At 70.3% G+C, this 16,605-nt stretch carries 15 protein-coding genes and 1 pseudogene; 14 read left to right on the top strand and 2 right to left on the bottom strand.

Annotation, left to right across the window (positions count from 1 at the left end):
* Positions 1 to 3: 3 nt before the first annotated feature.
* On the bottom strand, positions 4 to 804 hold the full coding sequence (locus AC1D09_RS18830; protein WP_477663835.1) for an RNA methyltransferase: 801 nt from the start codon (positions 802 to 804) through the stop codon (positions 4 to 6).
* Between the two features lie 141 nt (positions 805 to 945).
* On the opposite strand from AC1D09_RS18830, the gene AC1D09_RS18825 reads away from it, so the two are divergent.
* The 14 genes and pseudogenes from AC1D09_RS18825 (at position 946) to fabG (ending at position 15,793) form a co-directional block, all read left to right on the top strand.
* Complete coding sequence (locus tag AC1D09_RS18825; RefSeq protein ID WP_477663836.1) at positions 946 to 1,932, top strand: inositol monophosphatase family protein; 987 nt, start codon at positions 946 to 948, stop codon at positions 1,930 to 1,932.
* Positions 1,933 to 2,005: 73 nt separating this feature from the next.
* The gene (locus AC1D09_RS18820) at positions 2,006 to 4,291 is read left to right on the top strand and encodes an FUSC family protein (RefSeq protein ID WP_477663837.1); all 2,286 of its coding nucleotides are present in this window, start codon (positions 2,006 to 2,008) and stop codon (positions 4,289 to 4,291) included.
* A 130-nt stretch (positions 4,292 to 4,421) separates the two neighbouring features.
* Entirely contained in the window at positions 4,422 to 4,718 is a 297-nt protein-coding gene (locus tag AC1D09_RS18815; protein ID WP_074577154.1) for a phosphopantetheine-binding protein, read from the top strand.
* Complete coding sequence (locus AC1D09_RS18810; protein ID WP_477663838.1) at positions 4,715 to 5,383, top strand: COG4648 family protein; 669 nt, start codon at positions 4,715 to 4,717, stop codon at positions 5,381 to 5,383. The genes AC1D09_RS18815 and AC1D09_RS18810 overlap by 4 nt, the downstream gene beginning before the upstream one ends.
* Positions 5,380 to 7,042: pseudogene (locus AC1D09_RS18805) on the top strand (AMP-binding protein). Before AC1D09_RS18810 ends, AC1D09_RS18805 begins: the two are co-directional and overlap by 4 nt.
* The gene (locus AC1D09_RS18800) at positions 7,039 to 8,007 is read left to right on the top strand and encodes an LpxL/LpxP family acyltransferase (RefSeq protein WP_477701173.1); all 969 of its coding nucleotides are present in this window, start codon (positions 7,039 to 7,041) and stop codon (positions 8,005 to 8,007) included. The pseudogene AC1D09_RS18805 and the gene AC1D09_RS18800 overlap by 4 nt, the downstream one beginning before the upstream one ends.
* 7 nt (positions 8,008 to 8,014) lie before the next feature.
* On the top strand, positions 8,015 to 8,635 hold the full coding sequence (locus tag AC1D09_RS18795) for a LolA-related protein (RefSeq protein ID WP_477663840.1): 621 nt from the start codon (positions 8,015 to 8,017) through the stop codon (positions 8,633 to 8,635).
* A gap of 23 nt (positions 8,636 to 8,658) precedes the next feature.
* Positions 8,659 to 10,977, top strand: a complete 2,319-nt coding sequence (locus AC1D09_RS18790) for an MMPL family transporter (protein WP_477663873.1) — start codon at positions 8,659 to 8,661, stop codon at positions 10,975 to 10,977.
* On the top strand, positions 10,970 to 11,779 hold the full coding sequence (locus AC1D09_RS18785) for a polysaccharide deacetylase family protein (protein WP_477663841.1): 810 nt from the start codon (positions 10,970 to 10,972) through the stop codon (positions 11,777 to 11,779). Before AC1D09_RS18790 ends, AC1D09_RS18785 begins: the two co-directional genes overlap by 8 nt.
* Positions 11,776 to 12,447, top strand: coding sequence for a phosphatase PAP2 family protein (locus tag AC1D09_RS18780; protein WP_477663842.1), 672 nt, complete (start codon positions 11,776 to 11,778; stop codon positions 12,445 to 12,447). Before AC1D09_RS18785 ends, AC1D09_RS18780 begins: the two co-directional genes overlap by 4 nt.
* Before the next feature lie 69 nt (positions 12,448 to 12,516).
* Positions 12,517 to 13,710: a beta-ketoacyl-[acyl-carrier-protein] synthase family protein gene (locus AC1D09_RS18775; RefSeq protein WP_477701210.1), complete on the top strand. Its 1,194-nt coding sequence runs from the start codon at positions 12,517 to 12,519 to the stop codon at positions 13,708 to 13,710.
* 8 nt (positions 13,711 to 13,718) lie between these two features.
* Entirely contained in the window at positions 13,719 to 14,546 is an 828-nt protein-coding gene (locus tag AC1D09_RS18770) for a beta-ketoacyl synthase chain length factor (RefSeq protein ID WP_477663843.1), read from the top strand.
* Between the two features lie 18 nt (positions 14,547 to 14,564).
* Positions 14,565 to 15,062 carry a hotdog family protein gene (locus tag AC1D09_RS18765; protein WP_477663844.1) on the top strand — a complete coding sequence of 166 codons (498 nt, stop codon included), beginning with the start codon at positions 14,565 to 14,567 and terminating at the stop codon, positions 15,060 to 15,062.
* Entirely contained in the window at positions 15,059 to 15,793 is a 735-nt protein-coding gene (fabG, locus tag AC1D09_RS18760) for a 3-oxoacyl-ACP reductase FabG (protein ID WP_477663845.1), read from the top strand. Before AC1D09_RS18765 ends, fabG begins: the two co-directional genes overlap by 4 nt.
* Here fabG and AC1D09_RS18755 read toward each other — a convergent pair.
* Positions 15,790 to 16,563, bottom strand: a complete 774-nt coding sequence (locus AC1D09_RS18755) for a glycosyltransferase family 2 protein (protein ID WP_477663846.1) — start codon at positions 16,561 to 16,563, stop codon at positions 15,790 to 15,792. The two genes, fabG and AC1D09_RS18755, sit on opposite strands and share 4 nt — an antisense overlap.
* Positions 16,564 to 16,605 lie beyond the last annotated feature (42 nt).

Raw genomic sequence — 16,605 nt, 5'->3', positions numbered from 1 at the left:
AGTTTAGTGGCCGTCCGCAGACCGTGCTGGCGTGCTGTCTTTAGGCGGCATTTGGGCGGCCATGGCAGCGTTTTGCAGCATGGCCTTGGCCACGCCGCGCAGGATGTGGATTTCCTCGGGGCTCAGCTGGGCGCGGTTGAACAGCTGGTTGAGCCGGGGCATCAGCTTTTTAGGCGAGGCCGGGTCCAGAAAGCCTATGCCGGCCAGCGCCTCCTCCCAGTGTCTGAGCATGCCGGCCACCGCCGCCGCGTCGGCCTGCGTGGGTTCGGTCGTCGCCGGCTGCACGCTGAAGCCGCCCAGCGCCTGGCGCCAGTCGTAGGCGATGAGCTGCACGGCCGCACCCAGGTTCAGCGAGCCGAATTTCGGGTCGGTCGGGATGCTCAGCGCCACATGGCAGCGGTAGACATCCTCGTTCTGCATGCCGAAGCGCTCGGAGCCGAACAAAAAAGCCACTGACTCGGGCCTGGCGGGGGCTGTACCTTGGGGCAGGCCACCGCCCAGCAAGGCCGTGAAGTGCTCGCGCGGCGCGCGCGTGGGCGGGCCGAAGTCGCGCGGCGTCATGGCAGTGGCGCACAGGTGGGCCATGCCGTCCAGCGCCTCGTCCAGCGTGGCGACGATGCGGGCGTTTTTGAGCACATCGAGCGCGCCGCTGGCGCGCTGTATGGTTTCCTCGCGGTTCAGCACATTGGCCCAGCGCGGCGCGACCAGCACCAGGTCGTCAAAACCCATGGTTTTCATGGCGCGGGCAGTGGCGCCGACATTGCCGGCATGGCTGGTGTTGATCAGGACAAATCGGGTACGCATGGGCTGGATTGTCCTAGAAGCGCCTGCCGGCCCGGCCCGGCGGGCCAAAAACCGGGGGAAATCCCATTTATGGGAAAATAGCCCCCGTTGCCCGCCGCCCGCATCGCCGGCGCCGGTTTATCCCGTTCTTCCCTACAAGTTATGTCCAGCAATCTCCATCCCATGCTCAACGTGGCCATCAAGGCTGCGCGCGCTGCCGGCGCCATCATCAACCGCGCGGCGCTTGACGTCGAGGCGGTCCGCGTCTCGGTCAAGCAGACCAACGATTTCGTCACCGAGGTCGACCAGGCCGCCGAGGCCGCCATCATCGAAACCCTGCTGAGCGCCTACCCCGGCCACGGCATCCTGGCCGAGGAATCGGGCAGCGAGCATGGCGCCAAGGACTCCGACTACGTCTGGATCATCGATCCGCTGGACGGCACCACCAACTTCATTCACGGCTTCCCGGTCTATTGCGTCAGCATCGCGCTGGCCGTCAAGGGCAAGGTCGAGCAGGCCGTGGTCTATGACCCCACCCGCAACGACATCTTCTGCGCCACCAAGGGCCGCGGCGCCTACATGAACGACCGCCGCATCCGCGTGGCCAAACGCACGCGCCTGCAGGAATGCCTGATTTCCACCGGTTTCCCCTACCGCCCCGGCGACAAGCTCAAGGCCTACCTCAACATGCTGGGCGAAGTCATGAGCCAGAGCGCCGGCGTGCGCCGCCCCGGCGCCGCGGCGCTGGACCTGGCCTATGTGGCCGCCGGCTTCAGCGACGGCTTTTTTGAAGCCAACCTCAAGCCCTGGGACGTGGCGGCCGGCTCGCTGCTGGTGACCGAGGCCGGCGGCCTGATCGGCAACTTCACCGGCGAAGCCGACTTCATGGACCACGGCGAATGTGTGGCCGGCAACCCGCGCGTCTACGGCCAGCTGGTGGCCACCCTGGGTAAATACAGCAAGTTCGCCGGCGCCGGCGACAAGGCCGTGGTGCGCCAGGCCCTGCAGGACACGCCCGCCGCGCAAGAAGCTGAAGAAGGCGCCGAAGAAAGCGCGGCGCCCGCCGCACCGGCCGAAAAGCCCACGCTCAAAGCCAAGCGCATCAAGGCCGGCGACACCGCCCCCAAGGCGCCGGACGCGCCTTTCTAAACAAAGCCCGCTTCGCGGGCTTTTTCTTTTGGGAAAGGTTCGTGCGTTTCGTTAAAGTGTGCTCTGGCACACCATGAACCGGCCCGACCCCGCCCCCCCAGCCGCGCTGGCGACCCGCCTGCAGCGCCGGGTGCGGGGCTGGCTGCACAAAAGCCTGCACGTGCTGCTGAGCCAGTACGTCGCCAACGGCCTGACGGTGTCGCTGGGCCTGGTGCTCATCATGCTGGCCATCTTCGAGGCCGCCGGGCTGGCCGCCGCCTCCACCGCCGCCGTCGGCGTGATGATCACCAGCCTGCCCGACGTGCCGGCGCCGCGCCGGCGCAAGATCATGCAGATGCTGCCGGCGCCGCTGCTGGGCGCGCCGCTCTTCACGCTGGTGCAGCTGGTGCGCCACGACGAGCTGCTGCTGGGCATCGTGGTCGCGGCCGCCACTTTCCTGGCCGTGATGATGATGGCCTGGGGCAAGCGCGGCGGGCCCATCTGTTTTTCACTGCTGTTTTCCACGCTGTTTTCCATGGCCGCGCCGCCGGCCGCCTCGCTGCAGCAGATCGCGCTGCACGGCGCCTGGTTTGTCGCCGGCGCCGGGCTTTACCTGCTGTGGGCGGTGTTCACCACCCATTTGCTCAACCGGCGCTTTCGCGCGCAGCTGCTGGCCGAATGCCTGCACAGCTTCGCGCAGATTTTGCGCACCCAGTCCCAGCGCTTCGGCCCGCGGCCCGACCACAACGCGCTGCTGGCGCGCATGCTGCAGCAGCAAGCCGCGCTGGCCGACCACCTGCAGAACACGCGCGACCTGGTGCTGGAGTCGCCCACCACGCCGGAGCGCCAGCGCCTGGCGGCCATGCTGCTGAGCCTGCTGGAGGCGCGCGACCACCAGCTCGCCTGCGACCTGGACCTGGATTTTTTGCTGGAGCACAGCGCCGCCGTGGCCGTGCTGCCCGCCCTGCAGCTGGCGCTGGACAGCACCGCCGCGCGGCTCGAAACCCTGGGCATGGACTTGCTGCTGGGCCGGCGCGGCGCGGCGGTCGCCGCCATCACCGACCTGCGGCCCGAACTCGCCGGCGCGCTGCCGCCGCGCACCAAACGCGCCGACCCGCTGGCACCCGACCCGCTGCTGGTCGACACCACCGACCCGCTGGCGCTGCTGCACAACATGGCCGACCGCATAGGCCACATCAACGATGAGGCCGTGAAGATGGCGGCGCTGGCGCGCGGCGACATCCCGCCCGGGCTGTCGGCCGTGCGCACCCAGTGGCAGCTCTTCGTCAGCACCGTGCACTGGTCCTGGAAGCCGCTGCTGGGCCAGCTGAGCTGGAGCGCCCCCATCCTGCGCTACGCCCTGCGCTGCACGCTGGCCGTGGCGGCCGGCTATGCGGTGGCGCTGCGCCTGCCCTGGGTGGCGCATGAATACTGGATCCTGCTGACCATCGTGGTGGTGATGCGCGGCAACCTGGCGCAGACCGTGCAGCGCCGCAATGCGCGCGTGGCCGGCACGCTGCTGGGCTGCGCGCTGGTCATGGCCGTGCTGGCGCCGCACCCGGGCGCCCGCACCCTGTTCGGCGTGATCGCGCTGAGCATGGGCCTGGCGCATGCCTTCGCGCTGCGGCGCTACCTTTTCACCTCCATCGCGGCCACCGTGGCCGGCCTGCTGCAGGCGCATTTGCTGCTGTCCGGCGTGGAGCCCGGTTTCGCGATGGCCGAGCGCCTGGCCGACACCCTGCTGGGGGCGCTGATCGCCTGGCTGTTCAGCTACGTGCTGCCGGCCTGGGAGCGCAAACAGCTTCCGGCGCTGGTGCTGCGCAGCACCGGCGCCCAGGCCAGGCACGCGCAGCTGGCGCTCGCGCTGCTCGACGAGGCCCGGGCGTCCGACCTGCCCTGGCGGCTGGCGCGGCGCGAGGCCTACAACAGCCTGTCCGACCTCACCCTGGCCGCCCAGCGCAGCCTGGCCGAACCCCACAAGGTGCGCCCGGCGCTGGAGCCGCTCGAGGCCCTGCAGGCACGCAGCTACCAGCTGCTGGCCCAGCTCACGGCCGTCAAATCGCTGCTGCTGCTGCACCGCGCCCAGCTCAACCTCGCGGTGGTCAGGCCCGCGCTAGCGCGGGCCGCCGGCTGCATAGAAGCCGAGCTCTCGGGCGCCGGGGCCGCCGCGCCCGAAGCCGGCCCGGCCGTCGCCGGCCAGCCTTTCCAGCCCCGGCCCGATCCGCTGATGATCCTGGACCTCACGCCCTGGCTGCTGCGCCGGCTGGACCTGGCCTGCGCCATGGCGCGGGAACTGCGCCTGACCCAGGCCCGCGTGCTGGCCTGGGGTTCGGGCCCCGCGGCCGCGGCGCAAGCGCCCATCCAGCGCCAGGTGCTGTAGGCAAAGGCCGCGACAAGCCGCGAAGAGGGTTTCGCCCCTGTCGCCTCGGCTAAAATTTCTGGTTCAAGCAGGGCGGCGCGTGCGCGGCGCCCCTGTCCTCCGAACCCTTCCCCGTACCCTAGCGAGCACCATGCCTGAATCCATTGTCAAAGCCTCTGTCGCGTCGGCCGACGCAGCCCTGCTGCGCGAAGTCGCGGAACTGGTGGTGAGCGCCTTGAACCTGGAAGTCAGCGCCGATGAGATCCAGCCCGACGAGCCCCTGTACGGCGACGGCCTGGGACTGGACTCCATCGACATCCTGGAGATCGCGCTGGTGGTTTCCAAGCACTACGGCCTTCAGCTCAGGGCCGACCACGAAGACAACCACGCCATCTTCCACTCGCTGCGCAGCCTGGGCGATCATATCGCCGCCTGGCGAACCCAGTGAACAGCAGCGGGGCGGCGCGGTTTGGCCAGGCCTGGCGCTGGGGCGGCGCGCTGGCCCTGGGCATAGGCTACGCCCTGGCCTCCCACCTGGCCGCCACCTCGGCCACGCCGGGCCTGCTGCAGGCATCGGTCGCCGTGCTGCCCCTGCTGGCGCTGGCCCTGCTGCTGGCCTGGCGCTCACCGCAGCGCCCGGCCATGCTGGCCCTGTGCGCGCTGGCCTGCCTTGGGTTTTACGCCGCCAGGGACTGGCTGCTCTCGCACTACGGCTGGGTGTTTTTTCTGGAGCACGCAGGCAGCTACACACTGCTGGGCGCCACCTTCGGCCGCACGCTGGCGCGCGGCCGAACCCCCATGATTTCGCAGTTCGCCCGCATCGTGCACGGAGAGCTCACACCGGCGATCAGCGCCTACACCCGCTCCGCCACCTGGGCTTGGACCCTGTATTTCGCCGGCATCGCGGGGATGTCCCTGCTGCTGTTCTGCTTCGCGCCCATGGCGGTCTGGTCCACCTTTGCCTACCTGCTGGGCATTCCGCTGCTGGGGCTGATGTTTGCCGCGGAATACGCCGCGCGCTGCTACGTCCTGCCCCCGGGGGAGCGCGCCGGCCCGCTGGAGGCGATCCGGGCCTACCGGCAGGCTTCACAGCGCCACGCGCCCCGGCCATGACCAGCCCGCCGCTGCTGGCCCACACCCGCGAGCAGGACCTGCTGGCCCTGCGCCACGGCCAGCCCGTCAGCGCCGGGCAATTTCTGGCCGACGCCAGGCAGCTGGCCGCGGCCTTGCCGGCGGGCCGGCATGTGCTGAACGCCTGTGCGGACCGCTACCGTTTTGCCGTCGGCATGGCGGCCGCGCTGCTGGCCGACAAGCTCAGCCTGCTGCCGCCCACGCTGACGCCGGAAATGGTCAGGCAGATCCAGGCCTTTGCGCCCGACGTGTTCTGCCTGTCGGACCAGGCCCAGTCGCTGGCGCTGCCGCAACTGGCCTGGGCCGACGCGATGGCGGGCGCCGCGCCGCACGCGCAAGCCCATAGCGGCGCATGGGAAGTCCCGCAGATTCCCGCCTCGCGTGTCGCGGCCATCATGTTCACCTCCGGCTCCACCGGCGTGCCGGTGGCGCACCGCAAAAGCTGGGGCAGCCTGGTGCGCGGCGCCCGGGCCGAAGCCGGCCGCCTCAGCCTGCTCGGCGAGCAGCGGCACAGCATCGTGGCCACCGTGCCGCCCCAGCACATGTACGGCTTCGAATCCACCGTGCTGCTGCCTCTGCAGGGTGGCGGCGTGCTCGGCGCGGGCCACCCGTTTTACCCGGCCGACATCTGCGCCGCGCTGGCCGAGGCGGCGCGCCCGCGCATGCTGGTGACCACGCCGGTGCACCTGAAGGCCTTGCTTGCTTCGGGCCTGGACATCCCGCCCATAGACCTGCTACTGTCCGCCACCGCCGCCCTGCCGCCGCAGCTGGCGCTGGCCGCCGAAACCCGGCTGCAGGCCCCGCTGCTTGAAATCTACGGATCGACCGAAACCGGGCAGATCGCCACCCGGCGCCTGAGCCAGGGCCAGGCCTGGACGCTGTTCCCGGACGTAGCGCTCAGCGCCAGCCTGGGCCAAACCTGGGCGGCGGGCGGCCATGTCGAGCAGGCCACACCCCTGGCCGACGAGCTCGAAGTGCTGCCCGAAGGCCGCTTCCTGCTGCACGGCCGGACCGCCGACCTGGTCAACATCGCCGGCAAACGAAGCTCGCTGGGCTACCTGAACCACCAGCTGGCCGCCATACCGGGCGTGCTCGACGGCGCCTTCTTCATGCCGGACGAGCAGGACGGCGACAGCGTGGTGCGGCTGATGGCTTTTGTGGTGGCGCCCGGCCTGGCGGCACCCGCCCTGCTGGCGGCGCTGAGGGAGCGCATAGACGCCATCTTCATTCCCCGGCCGCTGGTGCTGCTCGAGGCCTTGCCGCGCAACAGCACCGGCAAACTGCCGCGCGAGGCGCTGCTGGCCCTGGCGCGCGAGCATCTTCGCAAAAGGCCCGGCCATGAACGCTGAAACGAGTTTTGTGGTGCCGGCCGACCACCCGGCCTTTGCCGGGCATTTCCCCGGTAACCCCATCGTGCCGGGCGTGCTGCTGCTCGACGCCGCCGTGCATGCGGTGCAGCAATCGGACGCGGCCGCGCAGGCCTGCCAGATCAGCGCGGCGAAATTCCTCAGCCCCGTGGGCCCCGGCGAAACCCTCACGATGACCTGCACGGCCGGCGCCCGCGGCGGCACGCATTTCGAGATCCGCAGCGGCGCGCGAAAAGTCGCCACCGGCACCCTGCTGCCGCTGCCTCCGCCATGAACGCGCCGCAGCCGGACACCCAGGCATCGGCGGCCGAATGGCGGCGGCAGCCTGAGCGCAGCAGCGTCTTCATGCTGCGCGTGATGACGCTGATCTCCCTGGGCCTGGGCCGCCGCGCCAGCCGCACCATCCTGTACGGCATCGCGGCTTACTTCCTGGCCTTCGCGCCCACGGCACGCCGCATGTCGCGCAACTACCTGCGCCGCGTGTTCGAACTGCCCTCGCCCGACGCCGTCGGCTGGCGCCACCTGTTCCGGCATTTCCTGAGTTTCGCCTCGGCCGTCCACGACCGGGTCTTCCTGCTCAACGACCGCTTCGACCTGTTCGACATCCGGGTGCACAACCAGGCGCTGATCGACGAGGCGGTGGCCGGCGGGAAAGGCGTCTTCCTCATAGGCGCCCACCTGGGGAGTTTTGAAGTGCTGCGCGCCATCGGGCGACGCCAGCCCGGGCTGCGCGTCGCCATGGCGATGTACGAGGACAACGCGCGCAAGATCAACGCCGCGATGGGCGCCATCAATCCCCAGGCGCAAATGGACGTGATAGCGCTGGGGCACATCGATTCCATGATCCGCGTGCACGCCCTGCTGGACCAGGGCGCCGTGGTCGGCATGCTGGGCGACCGCACGCTGGGCACTGACGATACCTATCCCGTCGACTTCCTGGGTGCCCCGGCCGAATTGCCGCTGGGGCCTTTTCGCATGGCCGCCGTGCTCAAGCGCCCGGTGCTGTTCATGGCGGGGCTGTACCGCGGCGGCAACCGCTACGACGTCCACTTCGAGGCGCTCGCGGACTTCTCCGCGCTGCCGCCGCGCGGCCGCACGCAGGCGGTGCATGAGGCCGTGACGCGCTATGCTGCACTGCTGGCGCGGCATTGCCGCAGCGCACCCTACAACTGGTTCAATTTTTTCGATTTCTGGCACGCCGCGCCGCCGCAGGCCGGCCGTCCCGGACAACAGCCCTGAGCAGCGCATGACCCATCCTCTTTCGCCCACTACACCGGCCCCCGCATCGTCCCTGGCAGCGCGGCTGGCAGCCGTCCTGGCGGGCCTGGCCCTGGCCGTGTGGAGCTCCGGCGCACTGGCCGCCTGGGACTTGCAGCAGCTGATGGACACCTTGGCGCAAACCAAGTCGGGCCGCGCCACCTTCATCGAGAAAAAGCATATCGCACTGCTCGACAAACCGGTGGAGTCATCCGGCGAACTGCTCTACACCGCGCCCGACCGCCTCGAAAAACGCACGCTCAAGCCCAAGCCCGAATCCATGGTCGTCAACGGCGGCGAACTGGTGATAGAACGCGGCCGGCAAAAATACCAGTTCCAGCTGCAGGCCTACCCCGAGCTGGCCGCCTTCATCGACAGCATACGCGGCACGCTGGCCGGCGACCGCGGCGCGCTCGAGCGCAGCTACCGGCTCAGCCTGGAAGGCAGCGCCGAACGCTGGACCCTGCAACTGCAGCCGCTGGATCCCAAGATGCAGGCGGTGATCCAGCGCATCCGCATCAGCGGCGTGCGCAACCAGGTGCGCGCCATAGACATAGCCCAGGCCGACGGCGACAGCTCCAGCATGGCCATCGAACAGGCGGCGCCGTGACGGCAGCCGCGACGCGCGGCCGCATGGCCGCCATCGCGCTGTGGCTGGTGTTCCTGGCCGGCTGCGCGCTGGTCATCAGCCGCACCCACTTCACCACCGACCTCTCGGCATTTTTGCCGCGCACGCCCACGCCCGAGCAGCAGTTGCTCAAGGACCAGATCACCGAGGGCCTGGCCTCGCGCCTGGTGCTGGTGGGCATAGAGGGCGCCGATGCCCCAACCCGGGCCCGGCTGTCGCACCAGCTCGCGCAGCAGCTGCGCGCCGACTCTGCCTTCGCCAGCGTCTCCAACGGCGAGCCCGTCAACACCGCGCGCGACCGCGACTTCCTGCTGGCCAACCGCTATGTGCTGAGCCCCGCCGTCACGCCCGAGCGCTTCAGCGAAGCCGGGCTGCACGCGGCCCTGGGCGAGAGCATAGACCTGCTCGCCTCGCCCGCGGGCCTGATGGCCAAGGCCCTGCTGCCGCGCGACCCGACCGGTGAAATGCTGCAGCTGCTGGGGCAGTTCAACGCCGGCAGCCAGCCGAGGCAGGTCGACGGCGCCTGGGCCTCGCGCGACGGCCGGCGCGCGCTGATGCTGCTGCAAACCCGCGCGGCGGGCTCGGACACCGACGCCCAGCAGCAGGCCATGGCCGCGGTCCGCAAGGCCTTCGACGCGGCCGCCGGCCAGAGCGGCGCCTCGCTGGTCATGACCGGCCCCGGCGTGTTCTCCGTCACCTCGCGCGAGGCCATCCAGAGCCAGGTCAGCCTGCTTTCCATGATCAGCGTGGCGCTGATAGCGGGCCTGCTGCTGCTGGTCTACCGCTCCGTCGGCGCGCTGGTCCTGGGTTTCCTGCCCGTCATCAGCGGCGCACTGGCCGGCATTGCCGCGGTGAGCCTGGGCTTCGGCTCGGTGCACGGCATCACGCTGGGTTTCGGCACGGCCCTGATCGGCGAGGCGGTGGACTATTCCATCTACCTGTTCGTGCAGTCCGAGGATGCCGGCGCGGACCCGCAGCACTGGGTCAGGCGCTTCTGGCCCACGGTGCGGCTGGGCGTGCTGACCTCCATCGCCGGCTTTGCCTCGCTGCTGCTGTCCGGCTTTCCGGGCCTGGCGCAGCTGGGCCTGTATTCGATCGCCGGCCTGGTCACGGCCGCCGCGGTCACCCGCTATGTGCTGCCGCATTTGCTGCCGGCGGGCTTTCGCATCCATGACGTCTCGGCCATCGGGCGTGTGCTGCAGGCGCTGGCCGGGCGCGCGCCCGCCCTGCGCTGGCCGGCCGCGGCCCTGCTGCTGGCCGCCTGCGCCGTCCTGGCCGGCAACCATGCCAGCCTGTTCAACGACAAGATCTCCTCGCTGAGCCCGGTGTCACAAGCCGATGTAGTGCTCGACGAAAGCCTGCGCGCCGACATGGGCGCGCCGGATGTGCGTTATGTGGTTGTGGTCTCCGCCGGCAGCCGGGAAGCCGTGCTGCAAACCGCCGAGCGGGTGTCCGGCGTACTGCAGGCGCAGGTCGAGCGCGGCCAGATCGCCGGCTTTGACAGCCCCAGCCGCTACCTTCCCAGCCTGGCCGCACAAAGCGCCCGCCAGGCCAGCCTGCCGCCGCCCGAACAGCTGCAGGCGCGGCTGGCCCGGGCGGTGCAGGGCCTGCCGGTGCGCGCCGAAGTCTTCGCGCCCTTTCTGGCCGACGTCGCCGCGGCCCGCGGCCGTCCCCCGCTGCAGCCGGCCGACCTGGAAAAAACCTCCATGGCCATGGGCCTGGACGCCCTGCTGCTCGGAAAAGCCGAACGCTGGAACGCCCTGCTGCCGCTGACCGCGCCCAAGGGCGGAAACATCCAGGCCGCCGACATCCGCGCCGCCCTGGCGGCGGCCGCCCTGCCCGGCGTGCTGTTCGTTGACCTGAAAGCAGAATCAGACCGCCTGTACGCGGGCTACCTGCACGAGGCCATCGTGCTGTCGCTGGGCGGGCTGGCCATCATCGTGGTGCTGCTGCTGGCGGTGTTCCGCTCGCCGGCCCGCGTGCTGCGCATCCTGGCACCGCTGGCCGCCGCGGTCGTCACGGTCACGGCCGGCCTGGCGCTGCTGGGCCAGCAATTGATCATCCTGCACCTGGTCGGCCTGCTGCTGGTGGTGGCCGTCGGCTCCAACTACGCGCTGTTCTTTGACCGGCCCGACCCGGCCACGCCGATCGCGCCGCGCACCCTGGCCTCCATGCTGCTGGCCAACCTGACCACGGTGGCGGGCTTTGGGCTGCTGGCGTTTTCCAAGGTCTCCATCCTGCAGGCCATGGGCGCCACGGTCGCGCCCGGCGTCATCCTGGCACTGCTGTATGCGGCGATTTTTGCGCGGAGGGCGCATGCCTGAGCCAGTCACTGTGTGGAAACCCGGCGCCCTGCTGCGCGCCAGCGCCGGCGTGCACCTGCTGGCGCTGGCGGCCATTGTTTTGAAGATAAGCCTCTGGCCCTGGGCGCTTGCGGCCCTGGTGCTCAACCACGCGCTGATCGCCTTTGCGGGCCTCTGGCCGCGCAGCCATTGGCTGGGCCCGAACTGGACGCGCCTGCCCGCCGCGGCCGAGGCACGGCGCGAAATCGCGCTGACCATAGACGACGGGCCCGACCCCGCCGTCACCCCCCTGGTGCTGGACCTGCTGGACCGCTACGCGGTGCGCGCCACGTTTTTTTGCGTCGGCGAAAAAGCCGCGCGCCATCCCGAGCTGTGCCGCGAGATGGTGCGGCGCGGCCATGCCGTCGAGAACCACAGCCAGCACCACCGCCACCATTTTTCCGTGACCGGCCCGCGCAGCATGCTGCGCGAGCTGCAGGCCGCGCAGGATACGCTGGCCGGCGCCAGCGGCCAGCGCCCGCTGTTCTTTCGCGCGCCGGCCGGCCTGCGCAACCCTTTCCTCGACCCGGTGCTGGCCCGGCTGGGCCTGAAGCTCGCCAGCTGGTCGGTGCGCGGTTTCGACACGCGCACCGGCGACGCCGCGCGCGTGCTGCGCAGGCTTCAGGCCGGGCTGCGTCCCGGCGCCATCGTGCTGCTGCATGATGGCAACGCGGCGCGCACGCCGCAAGGCGTTCCTGTCGTGCTCGAGGTGCTGCCGCCCCTGCTCGAATCAATCAGCGCGGCCGGGCTGCGCACCGTGACCCTGCGCCAGGCCCTCGCATGAAGCCGCCGCAAGCCCGCCCCACCGCGTGGTCCCGCATGGCCGAAGCCATTTCGCGGCACTTCTTCCTCAAGGGCCTGGGAACGATGCTGTTCATCGCCCTGTTTTTCGGCGCCTATTTCTACCTGCTCAAGCACCCGGCCTTTCCCCTCACCGTGATGCCGCGCATCTGGGTCGACCATCTCGTCGCCTTTGCGCCGCTGGCCCTGCCGATCTACCTGTCGCTGTGGGTTTATGTGTCGCTGCCGCCGCTGTTCTTCAGCGACAGGCGCGAGCTGCTGTACTACGGCCTGGCGATGGCGCTGACCTGCCTCTTAGGCCTGGCGGTGTTTTTTATCTGGCCCACGGCCGCCCCGCCGGCCGACGTCGACTGGCTGAAATACCCCGATATGCAATTCCTGAAAAACATCGATGCGGCGGGCAACGCCTGCCCTTCCCTGCATGTCGCGACGGCTGTTTTTTCGGGCCTGTGGCTGCACCGCCTGCTGCGCGGCTTTTCCGCACCGTCCTGGCTGCTGTGGCTGAACGCCCTGTGGTGCGCCGGCATCGCCTACTCGACACTGGCCACGCGCCAGCACGTCGCGGTGGACGCCGCCGCCGGCATCGCCTTGGGCGGGCTCGCGGCCTGGCTGTCCCTGCGCCTGCACCGGCAACGCGGGGGAAGCGCGTGAGCGCCGGCATGCGGCCGCCCCTCGGGGCGGTTTGCTAAAGTGTCTTTTTCTTCAGAGAGGTCCTCTCCCCTGTCCCCCCTTTGGCTTTCCCATTTCACCGCGACCAGCAGCATGGGCCGCGGCCTGGCGCAGACCCTGGATGCGCTGCGCGCGCGGCGCGGCGGGCTGGCGCCCTGCGGCTTCGACACGGTCGACCTGCCCACCTTTGTCGGCGAGGTGCAAGGCGTGGACGAGGTCGTGCTTCCCGCGCCCTGGGCCGCTTTTGACTGCCGCAACAACCGGCTCGCCCTGCTGGGGCTGCGGCAGGACGGCTTTGAGGCCGCCGTGGCCGCCGCGGCCGGGCGCCACGGCGTGCAGCGCGTGGGTGTCTTTATCGGCACCAGCACCTCGGGCATCCTGCAAACCGAACTGGCCTACCGCCGGCGCGATCCGCACAGCGGCGCGCTGCCCGCGGACTTCCACTACAACACCACCCACAACACCTTTTCGGTGGCCGACTTCACGCGCCAGTACCTGGGCCTGGCCGGCCCGGCCGTCGTGGTCTCGTCGGCCTGCTCGTCCAGCGCCAAGGTCTTCGCCTCGGCGCAAAGAATGATGCGCGCCGGCCTGATCGACGCGGCGGTGGTGGGCGGTGTGGACTCGCTGTGCCTGACCACCTTGTACGGCTTCAATTCGCTGGGCCTGATTTCAGCGCAGGCCTGCCGCCCCTTCGACGCCGCGCGCGACGGCATCTCCATCGGCGAGGCCGCCGCCTTTGCGCTGCTCGAACGCGCGCCGGCGCGGCCCCGGCCCGGCGACGTGCTGCTGCTGGGCGTGGGCGAATCCAGCGACGCGCACCACATGTCTTCGCCGCATCCCGAGGGCCTGGGCGCGCGCCTGGCCATGGAGCAGGCCCTGGCCGCGGCCGGCCTGGGCGCGGCCGACATCGACTACATCAACCTGCACGGCACCGCGACACAAAGCAACGACGCCGCCGAAGCCAAGGCGGTGGCGGCGCTGTTCGGCGCGCGCGTTCCCTGCAGTTCCACCAAGGGCGCGACCGGCCATACCCTGGGCGCCGCCGGCGGCCTGGAGGCCGTGGTCTGCGCGCTGGCGCTGCAGCACGGCCTGCTGCCCGGCGGCCTCAACACCCGCACGCCCGACCCGGCGCTGCCGGTCCACTACCTGGTGGACAACCAGGAAGCGGCGCCGCGCCACGTGCTCAGCAATTCCTTCGGCTTCGGCGGCACCAACTGCAGCCTGCTGCTGGGCCGCGCCGGCTAAAGCTCCACATGACGCAGACATCCCCTACTCCGGCCCCGGACCTCACCGTGTTTGTGCAAGGCATAGGCCTGCTGGGCCCGGGCCTGGCGAACTGGGCGCAGGGCCGCGAATGCCTGTTGGGCGCCGCGCCTTACCAGTCCGCGCGCTGCGTGCTGCCGCCGCCCATGGCCTTGCCGCAGGCCGAGCGCCGCCGCGCCGGCGCGGTGGTCAAGGTGTCGCTGGCGGTCGGCGAGGAAGCCGTGGCGGCCTCGGGCCTGCGGGCGGCCGCGCTGGCCTCGGTGTTTTCATCCTCCAGCGGCGACGCCGTCAACTGCCATGAGATCTGCAGCACGCTGGCCTCCAGCGACAGGCTGATCTCCCCCACGCGCTTTCACAACTCGGTGCACAACGCCGCGGCCGGCTACTGGAGCATTTCCAGCGGCGCCATGGCGACCTCGTCGGTGCTGTGCGCGCGCGATGCCAGTTTTGCCGCCGGCCTGCTCGAGGCCATGACCCAGGTGGCGGTGGAGCAGGTGCCCGTGCTGCTGGTCGCCTATGACACCGACTACCCGGAGCCGCTGTACAGCGCGCGCGCCATTCCCGACAGCTTCGGTGTGGCCCTGGTGCTGGCGCCCGGCCGCGGCGAACACAGCCTGGCGCAATGGACGCTGAAGGCCGACTACCTGAGCCGCCTGCCCGCCGACCGGCTGGACGAGCCCGCGCTCGAGAAGCTGCGCCAGGACATTCCGGCGGCGCGCTGCCTGCCCCTGCTGCGCGGCATCGCGAGCCGGCAGTCGGGCCGCGTCGTGCTCGACTACCTGGAGGGCTTGCAGCTGGCCCTGCAGGTCGCGCCCTGAGCTTTGCGAGCCCCGGCCATGCCCTTCGCCGCCACCCCGCCCGCCAGCCTGGACCGCGAGGAGATCGCGCGCCGCATTCCACACCAGGGCAGCATGTGCCTGCTCGAGCGCGTGAGCGCGTGGGACAGCCTGCGGATCCGCTGCGAAGCCACCAGCCACCTGGACCCGAACAACCCGCTGCGCGCCCGCGGGCGACTGGGCGCGGCCTGCGGCATTGAATACGCGGCGCAGGCCATGGCCGTGCACGGGGCGCTGGTCGCCGAAATGCAGGCCAACGCGCCGGATGAAGCGCCCAAGGCCGGCTACCTGGTCAGCGTGCGCGGCGTGAGCCTGCATGTCGCGAGGCTGGACGATGTGGGCGCGGTGCTGGCCGTGCGCGCCGAACGCGGCAGCGGCAACGCCGGCAGCGTCCTCTACGACTTCAGCGTGCATGCGGGAGACGCGCTGCTGCTGTCGGGCCGCGCCGTGGTGATGCTGGATGCAACCACCGCCATAACCCCCAAGGAGACCCCATGACCGCCCCTTCACCCAAACGCGCGCTGGTCACAGGCGGCAGCGGCGCCATCGGCTCGGCGATTTGCCGCCAGCTGGCCGCCGACGGTTTTTATGTCCTGGTGCACGGCAACCGCAGCCTGGACGCCGCCTCGGCCGTGGTGGCGGACATCCAGGCCGCGGGCGGCCAGGCCGAGGCCGTGGCCTTCGACGTCACCGATGCCGCGGCGACCGGCGCGGCGCTGGAGGCGCTGCTGGTGCAGGGGCCGGTGCAGGTGGTGGTGAACAACGCGGGCATCCATGACGACGCGGTCTTCCCGGGCATGCAGCTGCGGCAATGGCAGCAGGTGATCGACGTCTCGCTCAACGGCTTCTTCCACGTGACCCAGCCCCTGATGATGCCCATGATCCGCACGCGCTGGGGGCGCATCATCAACATCACCTCGGTGGCCGCCGTGGCCGGCAACCGCGGCCAGGTGAATTACGCGGCGGCCAAGGGCGCGCTGCATTCGGCCACCAAATCGCTGGCGCTGGAAGTGGCCAGCCGCGGCATCACCGTCAACGCGGTCGCGCCCGGCATCATCGCCACACCCATGAGCCAGGACAGTTTTGATGCGACCGAGATTGCCCGGCTGGTGCCCATGAAACGCGCCGGCCAGCCCCAGGAGGTGGCCGACCTGGTCAGCTTCCTGGCCTCGGAACGTGCGGCCTACATCAGTGGGCAGGTGATTTCGATCAACGGCGGGATGATCTAAGTCCCACGGATCCTGCGCGCCAGCAGCAAGGGCAGGCGCAGCAAAAAGCCCAGCAGCAGGCGGCCGTGCATCCAGCTGAGCAGCAGGTTGTCGCGCAGGTAGTTGAAGTGCGACACGCCGCCCTCGTCGGGGCGGAAATACCGGACGGTGGCCGGCAGGTTGATGGGCTTGACGCCGAGCCAGCACATGCGCACCACCGCCTCCGGGTCGAAATCGAAACGGCGCATCCAGCGCTGCCCGGTCATGACTTCGCGCAGCGGCGCTATCGGGTAGACACGAAAGCCGAACAGCGAATCGCCTATGCCGGCCCACAGGGTTTCCAGGTCGGCCCAGCCGTTGGACAGCTTGCGGCCGTTGACGCGCAGGCGCGGCGCGTCGGCGGCGAACACGGGCACGCCCAGCACCATGGCGCCGGGCTGGGCCTGCGAAGCGGCCATGAACTCCGGGATTAAATGGGCCGGGTGCTGGCCGTCGGAGTCCATGGTCAGCACGTGCGTGAAGCCCTGCGCCGCGGCCAGCTCGATGCCGTGCAGCACCGCCGCGCCCTTGCCGACATTGCGCGGCAACACCAGCACGCGCAGCCTGTCGTCGCCCTCGGCCATCGCCTGCAGGCGCGCGGCGCTGCCGTCGGTGCTGCCGTCGACCACCACCCAGACCGGCGCCCACTGCGCCAGCGCGCCGCGCACGGTTTCGTCGAGCTTGACGCCCGGGTTGTAGCTGGGAATCAAGACCAGGTGCGTGGCGGAGGCGGCGCGAGGGGGATTGTTCATCGAGATGGAGGAATCAAGGGAGCGGAAAACCGGTCGCCAAGC

The sequence above is a fragment of the Polaromonas sp. P1_A2 genome (genome assembly GCF_056406895.1).
Note: the sequence above shows the minus strand (reverse complement) of the source record. Positions and strands in the feature narration are given on the sequence as shown.